This is a genomic window from Nocardia sp. NPDC058519 (assembly GCF_042719755.1).
Classification (GTDB): Bacteria; Actinomycetota; Actinomycetes; order Mycobacteriales; family Mycobacteriaceae; genus Nocardia.
Genome location: NZ_JBHXNK010000021.1, coordinates 1 through 14,566, shown reverse-complemented (window position 1 = coordinate 14,566; position 14,566 = coordinate 1). Strand labels below are relative to the sequence as shown.

The window sequence follows — 14,566 nt, the reverse complement described above, 5'->3', positions numbered from 1 at the left end:
GTGAGCCCGTCGGCATGACCGGTCATTGAGCGCTGACCGTGGGCGCCGACCGCTAGGCGGCCGAAACTTTGGGGAGCCTCGCGCGGAAGCTCTCGATCGCTCGCACGAGGACCTGCACACCGGCTGAGTCCTCGGGGATGCCCGCGGCGATCGCCTTGTGGAGCTCTCGTTCGAAGCCGGGCAGGAGTCGTCGTGCGCGGTCGACAGCGGTCTCGCGCTTGGACTTCGAGGTGGTCTTTCCGCCGCGCCGGGCGCGGGCCGCGGCGATCTTCACAGCGTCATCGGCACCGATAGCGGTCTCGACGAAGGCATCGAATCGCCCGATCTGCTTGTCGACCCATCGGACCTGGTCGGAGGTTTCGCCGAACCCGTCCTCGAGTAGGCGGTTTCGCACGACGAGCAGCTGGTGGAGGTCCACGCGCGGCGCCGGTGGCGGATCGGGGGCGACGTACCCGCGGCGGAAGGCGTTCATGGCCTCGCGGCGGCTCATCCTGCGGTTAGTGAGCTCGTACCACTGGTCGAGTGCGTCTTGGGCTGTCGGATCGTGGAAGTCCGACGAGGTGTAGACCGGGCGCATCCCGCAACGGCATCCGTCGTGGACTTTCGCCGTGCCGATGCCCTCGAACTGCCGGTCAGACGCGTCGAACGAACCGCGCTTGTACGAAGCGCCCCGCGAGGCGAGGATCGCGCAGAACGAGCACGGGCTGATGTTGAGGACCCGGGCCCAGCCGATAGCGTCCGAGTCGAGGTCCACGGCCCGTTGGACGACCGCCCGGCCGCCGTCGGTGGTGATGCGAGTCGCGACCTTCGCCGCCAGGAGCCGTCCGGCTTCCATCGCGTCGGTTTCGGGTGCCGGCATCCGCCGCTGTACCTCGCCGGGCCCGGTACCGAGCAAGCTGACCGCGGCGATCTGTGGCTCGAATACGGTGTCGGTCAGCACCTTCGCGGCACGATCCGATTCGAGCAGCTTCGCGGCCGCGGGTTCCTCGCCGAGGGCTGATTTCAGCGCCCGCCCGAGGGCGTCGCCGACATCGATCGTCGTCGGCGGGGCCTCGGTCGACGAGTCGCTGATCGGTGCAGCCCGGCCGGTGATGGCTTCGAGTTCCGGCGCCGCGGGGAGCTTCGCGTGGCGGTAGTCGGTCACGAATCGCTGTGCAGCGAGCTGGGACTGCCGGTAGCCATCTTCGACGATCGGCAGAACGGCCTGAATCCACGCCGTCTGACTGCCACGCAGGTCCTGAAAGTTGAGCAGCGCCCACAGCGGCAGCATCCGTGACACGACCCCGGCTGCGATCTCGATCTGTTCGTCCTGGTGTATCAACACCAGCAGCGCAGCGAGCCAAGCGAGTTCCTCGGCGGTGCTGTCTTGCTCTTCGGGCTGCTCCTGACGCTGCCGCTGGCCGACCGGGGTGGTCATTACGCTCCGGGCGCGTCCGGAAGCATGCTGCCCGAGTTGCGTTCACCGAGGCGGCGCAGGAACTCCGAGGTCGGGTCGGTGTCGAGGAGGTGTTCGGACCACTCCTCGACATCGTTCGCGGTGACGCCAGGGATCATTCGCCATAGGTACTGCTTCGGGATGCCGAGCATCTGCGCGGCCTTACCGAGCGCGTCGACTGCCTGGGCCAGCGAGCGGACCTCGACGTCTTGCCATGTCACGCGGGCCATCACGTCCTGCGCGGCGTCCTTGTCGCCTTCGAGCGCCGCACCTAGGCGCAGCGACTGCGCATGCGACGCGCCCAGCGACACCTTTCGTTCGTAGCCCTTCTGGGTGACGCTGGCGCGGGCCGCGGCGAGAGCTTCCGCTGACAGGTTCACGAGCTTGCCGGTCAGCAGGTGTGCGGGCAGCTGTGTCACCGCTGCCAATGCCTCGATGTCAGCGCTTCCGGCCTCGATGAAGCCGGTCAGCTGGGTCTCATCGAGGGTGCCGAACTTCGTGTCGGGATCCTCAGCGACAAGGAAGTCCTGTTGGCGCAGCTTGAGCTTCTTCATGTTCGCCTCCTCTTCGGAGTCGGCGAAGTCCTGCATGCCGGTGACCGTGCGCACCTTCCAGCTGTTCCAGTGCTGGGTGCTGAGACGGTCGTAGGACGTCTTGTCGATTCGGGAGGCGACCGAGATGAACGGTTCAACCTCGCCTGGGGTCCACCCGTCCAGGTCCAGGTTGTTGCAGTACCGGACGACGGGGCAGACGCTGGCACCATGGACATGCTCTGTCACGTAGGACCATTTGCCGTCCTTGACCCGCATCTCGTGCCGCAATTCCTTCTCCAGCAGGAACACCTGCAATGCCCCGCCGCGCTGCGGCTTGACGTGGAGTGCGTACACCGGCCACTCGTCGGCGCCGGGATCCTCGTAAACGGCGTACATCCGTTTCGGGGATACGCCACGCATGACGCTGAGCTTCTCTCCCACCAGCGTGGTGCCGGGCAGAACGGTCTCGTAGGAGTACCCATATCCGACTGCCGCGCGATGAATCGCGATCTGGCGAACGTCTTTTCGGTTCGCGTTCCACGTCCTCCAGGGGCCGGGGACGTTGTCCGGCGTGCCAGGTGACCGGTATCCGTCGACATACAGTGTCTGGGCAATCGTGGTCACGACGAGGCCGAGCCAGGGCGTTTTGCTGAGTGCGAGAAGGTTCTTCAGCTCAGTTGTGGCACCGCGCGGCACTCGCTGATCAGCCTGTTCGCCCTTCAACCACAGGTCGATCACCCGCAGCCGTTCACGCTCGGCCAGCCACGCCGGGTACAGCACGTCTTTCGCGTACTTGACCAGCTCGGCCTTGGAATCGCCGTGCGGCTTCGCCTCACCAGCACCGAGTGGTTCCGGCTGCGCGGCCGCGGCGAATGCCCATGGCACCGCATTCAATCCCGACATCTCACCAGACCTTCCCTGTGCGTTTGGGCTCGTCGGCGCCGGCGGATACCGCGTCCAGACTGGCCTTCCACGCCATGACCGCCGCGTAGGCGGCGTCGATCTTGTCCGGGCTGTCCGGGGACCGTTTGAAGAGCAGATAGCCGGTTCGCGTCGGGCGACGGCGGGCGTTGAGTACGTGCCTGGTCAGGGCGGGCCCGTACTGGGTGACCTCACGGTTGAGCACCGCTTGCTCGAGGTTGCGGACGTAGAGCTCGACCTTGGAGTCCTTGCCGCGCGGCCACACCTGGATCGGGTTCGCCGGGGTGGCCTTCACACGCAGCTGGTTCCGGTATCGGGCTTCCCATTTCGAGATCCACTCGACCCAGCCGCTCGGATCGGCGTAGAAGCCGATCACGTTGTACCGCTCGAAGGCCTGCTGAACGGCGTGGTCGAAGTCGAGCGGGTTCGGTGCCCAGTCCTGCCCGTCTTCCTTGCTGGGCTCGGCGACGAGGATCTCGAACAGGTGCGCGTCGCTGACACGGCAACCGATCAGCGCGGTCGCGTCAGCCTTGCCCTTCACGCGGCCCTTCGAGCCGTCGAAGCCGAGCACGATGGTGTCGCCGGGCTGCAGCTGCTTGTCGAGGTCCTCGCAGGCCTTCCACGTCGGCTGCGACAACCAGGCGTCGCTCGAGTGGGTGATCTGGTTCAGGTAGAAGCGGCGCGCTTCCTGCGGGTCGGTGTCGGGATCCCAGTAGTCGGCGACGATGCGGTCCATCGGCGCCCAACCACCATTGACGTCCGCGGAGTCGCCGTAGGCGATGGCCAGGCCAGCGCGCAGCGACTTCTCGTCGGAGGGGTCGGTGTCGGCTGGTGCTTCGCGGTGGTCGACCAGGATGCCCGCGGGCATTTTCGTGCGGCCCTCGAGCTGGAGCCGGTATGCGGCCATCGACTTCTCCGCGACCGAGTCCACGCCGGGCTCAGGTGCGTTCGGTGTTTCCACCGAGCAGCCGTTCACCTTGGCGAGGTTGCGGCGGATCGTCGAGGCGAGCTTGCGGCCGCCGTTGCTCACCGTCCAGGACTCGGTTTGGTCCATCGCTGAGAACACCGGCCGGAATCCCTCACGCGAGGTTCCTGACGAGGTGACCGCTTCGATCCGGCCGCGGGGGACGTTGATGAACGTCTCCATCGGGTCGATGTCGTAGTTGTCGTAGACCGGCCCGTTGCGGGCCATATCCAAGCACGGCTCCCAGGTGTTGGCGGTCTGGTCTTCCGAAACTGCCACGATCTGGACCTTCGGCTTGAACCCGAGCGAGTTCCACGGGCGCCCGACCGGCTGCCCCGCGGCATCCCACCCGTCCATCACGACATCGCCGAGCGCCTCCACCAGACACAGCCCCGCGACCAGAGGCGACTTGCCCCACCCCTTTGGCCGGGACAGCACCGCACGACGAACCTTGCGCCCGTTGACCATTGAGCGGCCCACGATGGCGCCGCCGGAAAAGTTGGGGTCGATCTCGTACAGCTTGAGGATGAACTGGGCCTGCTCCCGGGTGAACGTGAGCGGTTCGCCCGCGGTCGGCCCGTCCGGAACGACGAGGTTCTCTTCGATCCAGTCCAGGACCGCCCAGCCGAGCGTCGGCCGTTCACCGGCCTCGGACGGCTTCCACCGCATCAGTCCGCCAGTCGAAGGCCGTCGTAGCGGCCCTTGCTGGACGTCCCCTTCTTCGCGCCCTTCTCCTCGGCCTGGTCGGCCGTGGCCAGCGTGATCCGCAGTCGCCCACGGTCTTCGGGAGTCGCGCCGAACTTGGCCTCACGCAACCGCAGCTCCGCCGCCAACTTCACATCGCCCGCCCAATACCGCGCGTGCAGCACCGCAGTATCCGCAAGCACCGACCAGTCGTTCAACGTGAACTCGGCGGCCAGCGGCGACTCTCCCCACATCCGCCACCACTCCTGGGTGCGTGTCGGCCACCGGAACTCCACCAGCGCACCGTCGACCTCGATCTCGAAGGTCGGAAGGTCCGGTTGCTCGACAGGTTCTGCGGTGATCACCCGCAGCGGAACGGGGTCCTTGTTCGTCCTAGCCCGCTTCGAGGGGTCCTTGGGTGCTGGTCCGCGACCGGCCATCTCGATCACCTCCCGGTGGACTGCACTGCCCACCACCCCGGAAGAACCCCAGACCCGTAGCCAACCCGAGCCGCTGCGGGATCCGACGTACCACCTAGACGGGGCGGGGGGCTCCCCCCAGGGTGTGCCTGGTGGGTACCTACGTGGGCCGGTGGTGGGGTGCTGTGAGAGGAGCTGAGTGGGAGTTGGTTGGTGTCGGCTCACCCGTGTGTGGGTGAGTGTGTTCGGGTCTATGGGTTAGATCAGGCCGGGGTGTTGTTCGCGTGGGATGCGGAGACTCGCGGCCTTGATGCGTCGGGCTCTCGCTGCTTCCTTGCCGGTCTTGACCTTGTGGCAGGCGATGCACACAGCCTGTGCGTTGGAGTCGTCTTCGATTCCGTCGTTAGCGACGTTGTCGATGTGGTCCATCTCCTCGGCGGCACCAGTGCAGACGTTGGGGTAGCGGAGCTGGCATGCGTAGCCGTCACGGGCGAACACGCGAGCACGTCGCTTTCGGTGCTCGGATGTGCTGGTGCGGGCTCGTGATTCAGTTCCCCATGCCATCAGCGGCCGGCCTTCACTGTGCGGGTGCAGTCGTTGGCAAGGTTGTGTCTCGGCTCGGTGCGCATCAGGCCCACGGATCGCGCTTGAGCTTCTTGCCGTGGACGCGGGTCTCGATCGTGAGGTGGTGGCGCATCGTCCCGCCCAGCACCACGCCATCGCGCTTTTGTCGATCGGTCAGGATCTTCCGGTCGACTTCCTGTCGGACGTGGACGCCATCATGGTTGGACAGGTCCGCGATTGCGGCGTCGAATTCGGCTCGGCTGACACGGCTTCCGACGGCGGCACGTAGGTCGTCCAGCTTCACTGTGTTGTCGCCTTTGTGGTATTTGCCGTCGTCCCACGGGTGTGCGATCTTCCCTCGGTAGAGCAGTTCGTAGAAGCTGTCGGTGATGCTCTCGTTGAGCGTCCGCTCTCTGCTCCACGCTGCAGCCGCGGCGGAGTGGCTGGCTGCACCTCGTCCACCCATGGTCAGTCCTTCGGTTGTCGTGGTGGGCGGCGTCCGTCCCACCACGACGGGTACTCGCGGACGCAGCCCAGGTTCGGTAGGTCGGTGCAGTCGGCCGGCAGTCGGCCGTACACCAGCAGGAGGCGGGGAGTCGTGCGGTCCAGGAGTTCAGCAAGGCCTTGGCGGAACAGTGGTTTCGCGGCCGGGTCGCGTAGGCCGACCGCGCTGATCGCGATCGTCGCGCCGGCGGGCAGTCCGTCGAAGGCGAAGCTGTACGTGTCCGGGCCGCCCCACGATGCGGTCGGGATGACGGTCAGGCCGCGGTCCTGCCAGAACGCACCGACCCAGCGGGATCGGTAGATCTGCCAGATCTGCATCACCGGTGGCATGTCTCGCCAGATGCTGAAATCGGGGGTGAGTGCCGCACCGACCTCGGCGACACGGGCGAGTGCGGCGTCGGGCTTGGTCCACACGCGTTCGAAGCGGTAGTCGTCGAGGAAGAAGTGCAGCGCGCCCGTACCGGCCGCCTCGGTGCGCTGGGTGGGGTCGTGCCAGGCAGCGAGCGTTTCGGGCTCGAAGTCGCACGCCGCGAGGTCGGGTATGCCGAGAGGGCTTGCGCTCGGCCAGATGCGCCCGGCGTTCAGCAGGTCCATTCGGCCCGGCTTGGACTGCCAGCGCCAGCTTGAGCGGGTGCCGCCGAGAGAGATCGCCGCGGTCGTCATGGCCAGCGCTTGCCGATCGTGGACGCGATCAACCCGACCACCCACACGATCAGTCGGTCAAGCCAATCCGGCATCTGACAGCGGCGACTGAGGTGGACGCCACGGCGACCGGACGGCCCGGCGCTGAGGTGCCAGACCGAGCCGTCGCGGCCGAGGAGCCTTACGGGGAAGGGCATTTCACCGGCCGGCCATCGCGAAGCCCTGCGGCGGCGCGGGAACCTCGCTCCAGCGGATCTCCATCACCGGTTGGCGGCAGTGCTCGCACTCGGGACAGGCGCCGACCCTGGTGATCGTGAACCCGTCGAGCACACCCGCCCATCGGAGACCGCCGTCGTCGACAGTGAGGCGGGAGCCCTTGGATTCGTTGGCGTTGTCGTTCAGCCAGCGGGCCACCTCGTGGCCGATCGGAAGTGCGGCCGTGAACGAGTCGCCGTCGCGCTTGACGAGGTCACCAGCGAGCTGGGACATGAAGGTCCAGTCGAGATCCCACACGCGGACGAGGCGATGCGGCAGGACCCCGACTGCGGTTACGACTGCGGTCGGCGGGTGCCACACACGCCCGACACCAGCACCGGGGCCTCCACTGCCGATCTCGATCCCGGCATCAGCCATCTTCACCACGGCTAGAAGCCGATCGGTGTGGTCATGGGCTGCTCCAGCGTGCGGATGGGCTGGTGCATCAGGCAAGCGAGCAGGGTTGCGAGTGTCATTCGCTCCCACCGCCCAACACGAAGGTCTGCTTGCCCGCGCCGACCTGGTCGGCCCTCAGCGCGTGTGCGAGCTTCTCAGCGTCGTCGGCCAGCGGGGCGAGGGACTCGTACATCGCCCGGCCGGAGACACCGAGGGCCGCGCCGAGAGTGGCCGCCGTGTTGAACACCGTGTCGAGGAACGCGTCGCGGACCAGGCTGGGATCGGTCACAGAAGCGCGCCGATGATGGCGCCAGCCACGTCGACAAGCGCAGCGCCGAGGACCTTCCAGTCGATATCGGCGGCGATGGCGGAAAGGGTGCTGAGCATGGTGATCTCCTTGGGGTTCAGATGGTTTGGTGTTCCGGTTGGTGCCGGAGGCGGGATTCGAACCCGCGACCTACGCCTTATGAGGGCGCCGAGCTACCGAACTGCTCTACTCCGGTCCGACTCGACCCCAATTGCGGGATCGAGGGTCTAGCTGGTGGGATCAGCCCTCGGCAGGCACGTCTTCGACCGGGACCTGGTCGGGCACAACATCGTCGAGGGCCTGTGCGGCGCTCTTGAGCTCAGCCAGGGCGGCGAGGTCGGTGTCGTCGAGCTTGCCCGCGTCGACGAGGAGCTGTTCGAGGTTGGCGATCTTGCCGACGATCTCGGCCTGAGCCTTGGTCAGCTGGTCCTTGATGCCCGCGAGGGATTCGGCTACTGCGCCCATGAGGGGCTCCAATCGTGTGATGGTGTCGAGGATTCGCGCCGCGTCGCGCAGCAAGTTGCCCAGCATGGGCACCTCCTGTGTCCGGAGGCGATCGAGTGCGACCAGCGACTACGTCGCACTCTCCTGGGGGTTTAGGTCCGCACGACACCGCCCGCTGGCTGGGCTGCGGTTGGTGCCGTGCGGGATGCGTGGGGCGCAGCTTGAACCCTGCGCGGTACGGCCAGGAAGGGCACTTCCTGTAGCGGCCGGGGTGCGGTCGTTGGGTGCTTGCCGGCATCTCCAGTCCGGTTTGACTCCCCACGCACGACAAAAACCGCCGGACGTTTCGTGCTTTGCGCACGGGTCGTCAGCAGCGGTTTCGAGTCCAAACACTACACGATCTTGTGGGATTGCATGTTTGACCTGGGCGTGTGTCGCACCGGAACGAGGTCAGGCCACCAGCCTGTTCGCTGGTGGCCTGACGTGTTCGGCGTTCTCAATCAGATAGGTTCGTCCGAGCGGCCGGGGAAGCTACGGCAGACGTAAGACAGGCATCGCAGGTCAGCGCTTGGCGTGTTGAACGTCAGGCGCAGACGAGGTCAGCAGGCCGCACGGTGGTGACCAGGTCACCGGACTGGAGCGCTGCTTCGGCAGCTTCGTCCCATTCCTGTGCAAGGCCGCCACTGCGGTGGATGGCTTCGGAGACCGCCGACATGGCGCCGGTGATCGCCTTCGCTGGCGACAGGGCTTCGATGTACACCGAGACCTCGATATCGCCGGTTCGGCCCGCCGCCGTCACGTCAGCGTCGGTCACGGTCTTCGAGTCCAGGAGCGCATCCATGAGGTTGAGCATCGCGTCTTCGACCGTGTCGATCGGGTACGCGCCGAACGCGAGGACTACGAACCATTTCCTGGAAGCTTCTTCCAACATGTCGCCCTCCTTAGATGGCCCTCGAGGTTCCGCTGGTAGTTCGGATCCGATGGTGAGAGGTGGATGGTCTTCATGTGCTTCTCATCACATGGACATTTCGCGACGTAATACGCGCGCGGATTCTTTGTAATCCGCCAACTCTGCTCTTCCAAGCTTGAGAGTAGGCGCTCGAGGTCACGATCTGGGTGTTTTGGCCTCATCTGCGTTTCTTGTCTCACCTCTTCGCTCGGGATATCAGCGCAGTCCATCTTGCCCGTCACGTGGTGCGTGTCACAGGAGTTCGCGCCAGTAACTTCCGATCGGCAGCGTGCTCACACCGCCCAGTCCGATCGGAAGTCGGGTGGTTGGCCCAGATCGCGGCGATCGGTGCGGGGCCGAAGCTTGACCCCGCACCGCGCCGTTTCAGCCCTCCAGATCAGTGCGTGCACCGCGGCCCGGGCGGTTGGCATGCCATTCGTCGATGGTCTCAGGCAGCCAGCCGCGGTGAGTGCCGCGGGGAATGGTCCCGTCCTCGTTGACGGGACCGGTGATGCTGTCCGGTTCGGGTAGGTCGTAGTTGTTGACCGAGTTGGGGCGTACGCCGATACGTGCGGCGACCTGGGCGCGGTTGAGATAGACGATGGTCGACATCAGCGCCTCACGATCCACAGGACCGCGGCCAGGACGGCGAGCACGCCCCAGATGATCCAGAAAATGGCCGGCGCGCCGATGACAGCGAGTACCGCGGCGGTGATGCCGAAGACGAACAGTTGGGTGGTGCGCATGAGGTTCTCTCCCTCGTTGTGCTGGGTGTTGCAGAGGTGGGAGGATTGGAGGTGGTTCGGGGCGCGCTCCCAGCGCCCCGAACCTTCAGGGGATCAGTTGTCGGGCTGATCCGGTTCCCGCGCCTCCCTGCGCTTGTCGCGGCGGTCGATCCACCAGCGAATTTCGTCTAGGACGACCTTCCCTGCTGTGAGCGATACCGCTGCGATGGCGCAGATTTCGGTAGTTGTGATTCTGTATCACCTCCTCTCTGCCTTACATCTGTAACTATACCTTCCGGAAAGCCATAGTGCAAGCGGATTGGCAGATCATTTTCAACCAATATTGTTGTGCCCCAACGAATTCCGGATACCCGGCGGCAGGTGCGCCCGCCAGTCAACAACCGGCGGGCGCACCCTATGTCACTGAGCGAAAGGCCGCGTCGAGCTCGTGCTCTCCGCGCCCTGCACACGCAACCTCACGGCCTTGCCGTCGATCGTGGTCTCCACGATGTCACCGGCGCCGAGCCCGATAAGCGCCTGGCTCGCGGGAAGGCTTTCGCCGTACCACTCCTTCGCCAGATCGGCTTGGTCGTCTGGGACGATCCGCCAATCGAACTGGCGCAGGATCGCGTCGTTCTCATCGAGCTCGGACAGCAGCAGCTGGGACCACACAGCGATGACGACGTGCTTCGGAAGGGTCATACATGCCTTTCAGATAGGTGTGCGCCCGGCCAGGACAGCCGAGCACCACCTACATATCTCGGTCACGTTCCCGATGTTTCATTCTGGAATCAACCTTCCGGGAACCGGGCGGACGGCTACCGTTTCCGCTGCCTGCCGAGTGCCGGTAGGAGCATGGACCGGAGGAGCTGAGGATGGCAATCGCATACCTGCACTACGGCGCAGGTCAGAAGTTGCAGCTGGACGACAGCATGGTTGATGAGTTCGAGACGGCGGTGCAGGCAGCGTTGCCCGGGCCGAATTTTGTGGCGGTGGAGTTGGCCGGTCGCGGGTCGCTGAATGTGCTGGTGTCGGCGAGTATCCCTCTGATGATCGAGCGGGGAGAGGGCGCGACACCGTTCATGTCGCGAGGCTGAACATGACTGTGCCCGCCCCGTTCACAGGTTCGGGGCGGGCACAGCGGTGTTCAGCGCCGGGGGGAAGAGCGCCGCGAGACAGACTATTCGCGGGGTCCGACAGGTTCAGCGTTCCGGCGTCCCAGGTCCAAGCCTTCGGACTTCCTTGATCGGACCGACGCGGGGAACGGAGCGCCACCCCCAATCCTGCTTGATCCACAGAGCGCCGACCTTGGTGAGGGCATCCATGTACTGGCGGGCGGCGGCCTCGGTGGGGAAGACAGCGCGTCGGCGGCGTTTACCGCCGTCGCTGGTGTCGTCCTCGATCAGCTCAAGCTGCTCGGGCGGATGGTCTGCGCTCACGGCTTCCACTCTGCCTGGTAGCCGGGGTCGTCGGCCCAGATACTCGCCAGCGCACCGAGAACGGTCTCAGCAAGGATCGCAGTCTCAGGCGCGTGATTGTCCTTCACCGCCTGCCGCGTGGCTTCGACTACCTGCCGGAGCGCATGAACCTGGCGCTGAACACGCGCCGGATCGTGCCGTTCGATGTGCCCGGTCTCGCCGTCTCCAACCCTCCCGAGATCACCGTGAGGCGGGGCGTCAGCCGGGAATACGTAGATGCCTTCGCCGAAGGTGGGGTCGCCATCGATGCGGTAGACCTTCCACTCGTCGCCGCGAAGCGCGCCCTCCTTCCAGCCGCCGGTGGCGATGGTGAAGTCTTCCTGCAGTCGGGCGTTGATGAAATCCTCGACAGTCATGCTGATCTCCGATCCGGTTGTGCTCGTGGGTGCATGGCTAGTCGGCCCCGACGATCACAACGGCCACAACGACTCACGTCGTCGTTTTGTGCCCGTGGTCAGGAATTCGACCACTCTGGTCGGAAGTCGGGATGGTCGGACCAGATCGCAGCGATCGGTCCGAACTCCACGATCTTGCGCTCCTCGTGCATCTGCCTGCCTGCTGACATCTCATCCTCTACCGCGTCCACCAGCGAGGTCATCAGGGCGCGCGTTGCCGCCACCTGCCGAAGCACACGGGCGGGGTCGTGGCTGGCGATGTGCTCGATGACGTTTGCGTCCATGTCGTACCCGACGCGGGCACGCGGTCCAGCTACCCGTCGTAGTCGGCGCACCAATGGTCGCCCCGAGCCTCAGCCGCGACCCTGGCTTGGCGCTCATCCTCGGCGAGCCTGGCCTCGATGAACTCCGCGATGGTGGTCACGACCCTGGCTCCTCTGGCAGCCATCGCGTGACGCGAGCCACCCGGGTCTCTGTCTCCTCGACGGAGTGCACAGGAGTGATGGTGGGCAATCCGCCAGCTGGCCAGGACGGATCGGGGTCGAGGCCCTCAGGTAGGTATGACCGGAAGTAGGTCCAGGCGTAGTGCTGGCCGGACGGGCCCCGGACGATTACATGGCCGGCGTCGCGCCGGGTGTCGTGGTCGGTCTCGCCGTCCTGCTCGTCGATGTAGACGAACCCGGCGCCGATGTCGTCGCCGCGGCGACCGTGTATCAACCGGAGCCACTCGTCGTCGGCCCAACACTTCGCGACGATCGCAGCGAGAGCTTCGGGCTCGGTCCGGTTGTACTTGGCCAGCAGTTCGCTGGCTTGGAGAGCGATGACGGAGAAAAACTCCTTGCTGAGGCCACCGCTGCCCTTCCATGCCTTGGCATCCTTGCGCAGGGCCTCGATGTCACGGTCGGCGACCAGTTTCGCGAGTAGGGCGCGTACGTCCTCGGGCAGTATGGTCATGATCCTGATCCTTCCTCGTTCGACCCGAAGATGATGCTGGCACTTTGCAAATAGAACTCGGTGTGCCCTTCGGGGGTATCGGGACAGCTTCGTATCGAATCGCGGATGTCATCGAACTTGCGACCGAGGCGCATCCATTGGTCGGCGCGGGCCCGCTCGACGGCGATGTCCTTCTCCGCTATCAGCTGCGCGGCAGCGTCGACGAGCCGCATGAACTCATCGGAATCGGACCCGCTCATGGTGTCTCCTCGATGGCCACGGGTGCTGTGGGCAGGAACGGGTTGGACGGCCAATCCATCGACTTGAGGAACTCGATGTCGTGAACCGGGGCACCATCGACGATTCGACCCGACCACCGCGTCTCGCCTTCAATGTCGACCGTCAAGCGTCGGCCGTCGATCAGTTCGTCAGACGGCGGCATCTGCAACCAGGTGCCGATCAGCCGATAGTTCTCGTCGAAGAGACGGTACGAGCGGCCAGTGTCCACTTTCACGATGGCGCTCATGCTGCTTTGCCTTTCCGTGAGCGTTTCGCCGGTTCGGGTTGCTGGTCCTGGTCTGCCTTTGCTGCTCGGGCGAGGATATCGCCGAGCCGGAAGACGGGGCGGTCGGTCGGGTCGACTTGGTAGTCGGTGATCCGGGCGCCGTGCTGCCAGCCGCGGGGTTGGATGTGCCCGCGGGATGCCCACCAGTACAGGGTTTGTTTCGGGACCGGTGCGCCGAGGCGCTTCGTCACCCGGATCAGTTCCGGGATGGTGGCGAGCATGTCTTCGGCGTCCGCGCGGGCGGTGGCCTGGAGTGCGGCAATGGGATGCTGTGTGCCGCAGAGGTTGCAGCGCACGGCGGTGGCGTCGGAGACCGCGCGCAACGGGTTGCCGCAGCCGAAGCCGTCCTCACCGGTGGCCGAGCAGGCGCCGACCCAGTGCGTCGGTACCGGGTCGACCATGGTGCGGAGCTGCTTGATCGCCTTGTAGAGGTCTTCGGCGAGGCGGGGGGCGTCGTCGTAGCGGCGCAACAGTTTCCAGTGCTCGGCGAGCCAGACGGCGCACTGTTCGGCGACGCTGGCCGGCGCTGTGCTGAGCGCGGCGGGATCGTCGACGGGTGTGGCGGTTCGGGCGGTGGCGGGGAGGTTGTCGGAGCGGCCGCGGCCGCGGTGTTCCTGGACCTGGTCGACGAGGTAGGCAGTGCCGATCGCAGGGCTGACGTGAAGCGATTCGGCGATGCGACGCGCCCACTCGATCAGGGTCAACTCGAGGTCGCGGACGGCGCGCTCTCCGACGAGGGCGCCGCGGCCGGTGATCCGGATCGGGATCGGGGTGTCCGCTGATGCGCCACCGACACGGCCGCTGCTCGCACGGCCTTGCCCGGACCGGGTTGTGGTCAGTTCGCTAACCAGACTGGGGATGTCGCGCAGGTCTGCCCGCAATCCCTTGCCGCACTCGGTGCATAGCGGAGCGCCGTCGGCGACAGGGCGTTCGCAGCGGCTGCACGCTGCCCGGTTCGTGGTCACAGGTGGCCCTCCGGTGCGGTCGGATTCGCCGCCCAGTCGGGAAGCTGCTCGAATGTGGTGACCCGCTCCGGATCCGCGCGCACCGCGAAGGACCTCGAGGCATCCCGAACCCGCTCGTGGACGATGGCGGCGTCCTCGCGCACGTTGATCGTTCGGCCCGCGGCGAGGGTGATCACCGTTCCAGTCGGCGGGGTGAGATGCGGATGCGTGAGCGACAGTGCCATCCACGATTCCGTCGTAGCGACCGGTTCGACTGCGGCGACTTCGATGGGATTGACGTAGACGTGCTGGTCGTTCCAGCCGGTCAAGGTGATCATGTGGCCTCCTCAGCGTGCGATGTGAATCAAAGCGACGATCCAGCCGAGTAGGCCGGGAAATGCGGGCTCGAAGGGCTCGTCGGGCTCTGTGGGCGGCAGGAGCGGTGCGGGCGGTGGTGACGTAGGCCGTGGCGGGTTGTCGCGCAGGCGTGCAGCGCGTCGGCGCCCGGC

Annotated in this window: 23 protein-coding genes and 1 tRNA gene; 1 reads left to right on the top strand and 23 read right to left on the bottom strand. The window is 65.9% G+C overall.

Going from position 1 to position 14,566, the window contains the following annotated elements:
- Positions 1-52: 52 nt before the first annotated feature.
- From ACFWPK_RS22370 to ACFWPK_RS22300, 15 genes are all read right to left on the bottom strand, one after another.
- Entirely contained in the window at positions 53-1,417 is a 1,365-nt protein-coding gene (locus ACFWPK_RS22370) for a hypothetical protein (RefSeq protein ID WP_378918695.1), read from the bottom strand.
- Positions 1,417-2,871, bottom strand: coding sequence for a phage portal protein (locus ACFWPK_RS22365; RefSeq protein WP_378918693.1), 1,455 nt, complete (start codon positions 2,869-2,871; stop codon positions 1,417-1,419). Before ACFWPK_RS22365 ends, ACFWPK_RS22370 begins: the two co-directional genes overlap by 1 nt.
- Position 2,872: 1 nt before the next feature.
- A complete protein-coding gene (locus ACFWPK_RS22360) occupies positions 2,873-4,522 on the bottom strand; it encodes a hypothetical protein (protein ID WP_378918691.1) in 1,650 nt (549 codons plus the stop codon).
- A complete protein-coding gene (locus tag ACFWPK_RS22355) occupies positions 4,522-4,977 on the bottom strand; it encodes a hypothetical protein (protein WP_378918689.1) in 456 nt (151 codons plus the stop codon). The genes ACFWPK_RS22360 and ACFWPK_RS22355 overlap by 1 nt, the downstream gene beginning before the upstream one ends.
- 237 nt (positions 4,978-5,214) lie before the next feature.
- Entirely contained in the window at positions 5,215-5,520 is a 306-nt protein-coding gene (locus ACFWPK_RS22350) for an HNH endonuclease (RefSeq protein WP_378918687.1), read from the bottom strand.
- Positions 5,521-5,584: 64 nt separating this feature from the next.
- Positions 5,585-5,986 (bottom strand): hypothetical protein, encoded by a 402-nt coding sequence (locus ACFWPK_RS22345; RefSeq protein ID WP_378918685.1) that lies wholly within the window; start codon positions 5,984-5,986, stop codon positions 5,585-5,587.
- A gap of 2 nt (positions 5,987-5,988) precedes the next feature.
- Positions 5,989-6,732: a DUF4417 domain-containing protein gene (locus tag ACFWPK_RS22340; RefSeq protein WP_378918684.1), complete on the bottom strand. Its 744-nt coding sequence runs from the start codon at positions 6,730-6,732 to the stop codon at positions 5,989-5,991.
- Positions 6,733-6,864: 132 nt separating this feature from the next.
- Positions 6,865-7,308 (bottom strand): hypothetical protein, encoded by a 444-nt coding sequence (locus ACFWPK_RS22335; RefSeq protein WP_378918682.1) that lies wholly within the window; start codon positions 7,306-7,308, stop codon positions 6,865-6,867.
- An 85-nt stretch (positions 7,309-7,393) separates the two neighbouring features.
- On the bottom strand, positions 7,394-7,606 hold the full coding sequence (locus ACFWPK_RS22330; protein WP_378918680.1) for a hypothetical protein: 213 nt from the start codon (positions 7,604-7,606) through the stop codon (positions 7,394-7,396).
- A 137-nt stretch (positions 7,607-7,743) separates the two neighbouring features.
- Positions 7,744-7,820 (bottom strand) — tRNA-Met (locus ACFWPK_RS22325).
- A 44-nt stretch (positions 7,821-7,864) separates the two neighbouring features.
- On the bottom strand, positions 7,865-8,155 hold the full coding sequence (locus ACFWPK_RS22320; RefSeq protein ID WP_378918678.1) for a hypothetical protein: 291 nt from the start codon (positions 8,153-8,155) through the stop codon (positions 7,865-7,867).
- Positions 8,156-8,651: 496 nt separating this feature from the next.
- Positions 8,652-8,999 (bottom strand): hypothetical protein, encoded by a 348-nt coding sequence (locus ACFWPK_RS22315; RefSeq protein WP_378918676.1) that lies wholly within the window; start codon positions 8,997-8,999, stop codon positions 8,652-8,654.
- A 402-nt stretch (positions 9,000-9,401) separates the two neighbouring features.
- Positions 9,402-9,629, bottom strand: a complete 228-nt coding sequence (locus ACFWPK_RS22310) for a hypothetical protein (RefSeq protein WP_378918674.1) — start codon at positions 9,627-9,629, stop codon at positions 9,402-9,404.
- Positions 9,629-9,763 (bottom strand): hypothetical protein, encoded by a 135-nt coding sequence (locus tag ACFWPK_RS22305; RefSeq protein ID WP_378918672.1) that lies wholly within the window; start codon positions 9,761-9,763, stop codon positions 9,629-9,631. The genes ACFWPK_RS22310 and ACFWPK_RS22305 overlap by 1 nt, the downstream gene beginning before the upstream one ends.
- A gap of 399 nt (positions 9,764-10,162) precedes the next feature.
- Entirely contained in the window at positions 10,163-10,444 is a 282-nt protein-coding gene (locus ACFWPK_RS22300; protein WP_378918670.1) for a hypothetical protein, read from the bottom strand.
- A 173-nt stretch (positions 10,445-10,617) separates the two neighbouring features.
- Between ACFWPK_RS22300 and ACFWPK_RS22295 the strand changes: the two genes are divergently transcribed.
- Positions 10,618-10,839, top strand: coding sequence for a hypothetical protein (locus ACFWPK_RS22295; RefSeq protein WP_378918668.1), 222 nt, complete (start codon positions 10,618-10,620; stop codon positions 10,837-10,839).
- A 105-nt stretch (positions 10,840-10,944) separates the two neighbouring features.
- Here ACFWPK_RS22295 and ACFWPK_RS22290 read toward each other — a convergent pair whose 3' ends face one another.
- The 8 genes from ACFWPK_RS22290 to ACFWPK_RS22255 all read right to left on the bottom strand — a co-directional run bounded on the left by ACFWPK_RS22290 (position 10,945) and on the right by ACFWPK_RS22255 (position 14,395).
- On the bottom strand, positions 10,945-11,181 hold the full coding sequence (locus ACFWPK_RS22290; RefSeq protein WP_378918667.1) for a hypothetical protein: 237 nt from the start codon (positions 11,179-11,181) through the stop codon (positions 10,945-10,947).
- On the bottom strand, positions 11,178-11,576 hold the full coding sequence (locus ACFWPK_RS22285; protein ID WP_378918666.1) for a DUF6221 family protein: 399 nt from the start codon (positions 11,574-11,576) through the stop codon (positions 11,178-11,180). The genes ACFWPK_RS22290 and ACFWPK_RS22285 overlap by 4 nt, the downstream gene beginning before the upstream one ends.
- Before the next feature lie 98 nt (positions 11,577-11,674).
- The gene (locus ACFWPK_RS22280; protein ID WP_378918665.1) at positions 11,675-11,899 is read right to left on the bottom strand and encodes a DUF6221 family protein; all 225 of its coding nucleotides are present in this window, start codon (positions 11,897-11,899) and stop codon (positions 11,675-11,677) included.
- Positions 11,900-12,035: 136 nt separating this feature from the next.
- Positions 12,036-12,569, bottom strand: coding sequence for a hypothetical protein (locus ACFWPK_RS22275; RefSeq protein ID WP_378918664.1), 534 nt, complete (start codon positions 12,567-12,569; stop codon positions 12,036-12,038).
- Positions 12,566-12,808 carry a hypothetical protein gene (locus ACFWPK_RS22270; protein WP_378918662.1) on the bottom strand — a complete coding sequence of 81 codons (243 nt, stop codon included), beginning with the start codon at positions 12,806-12,808 and terminating at the stop codon, positions 12,566-12,568. The genes ACFWPK_RS22275 and ACFWPK_RS22270 overlap by 4 nt, the downstream gene beginning before the upstream one ends.
- Positions 12,805-13,074, bottom strand: coding sequence for a hypothetical protein (locus tag ACFWPK_RS22265; RefSeq protein ID WP_378918660.1), 270 nt, complete (start codon positions 13,072-13,074; stop codon positions 12,805-12,807). Before ACFWPK_RS22265 ends, ACFWPK_RS22270 begins: the two co-directional genes overlap by 4 nt.
- Positions 13,071-14,078, bottom strand: coding sequence for a hypothetical protein (locus tag ACFWPK_RS22260; protein WP_378918659.1), 1,008 nt, complete (start codon positions 14,076-14,078; stop codon positions 13,071-13,073). Before ACFWPK_RS22260 ends, ACFWPK_RS22265 begins: the two co-directional genes overlap by 4 nt.
- Entirely contained in the window at positions 14,075-14,395 is a 321-nt protein-coding gene (locus ACFWPK_RS22255) for a hypothetical protein (protein WP_378918657.1), read from the bottom strand. The genes ACFWPK_RS22260 and ACFWPK_RS22255 overlap by 4 nt, the downstream gene beginning before the upstream one ends.
- Positions 14,396-14,566 lie beyond the last annotated feature (171 nt).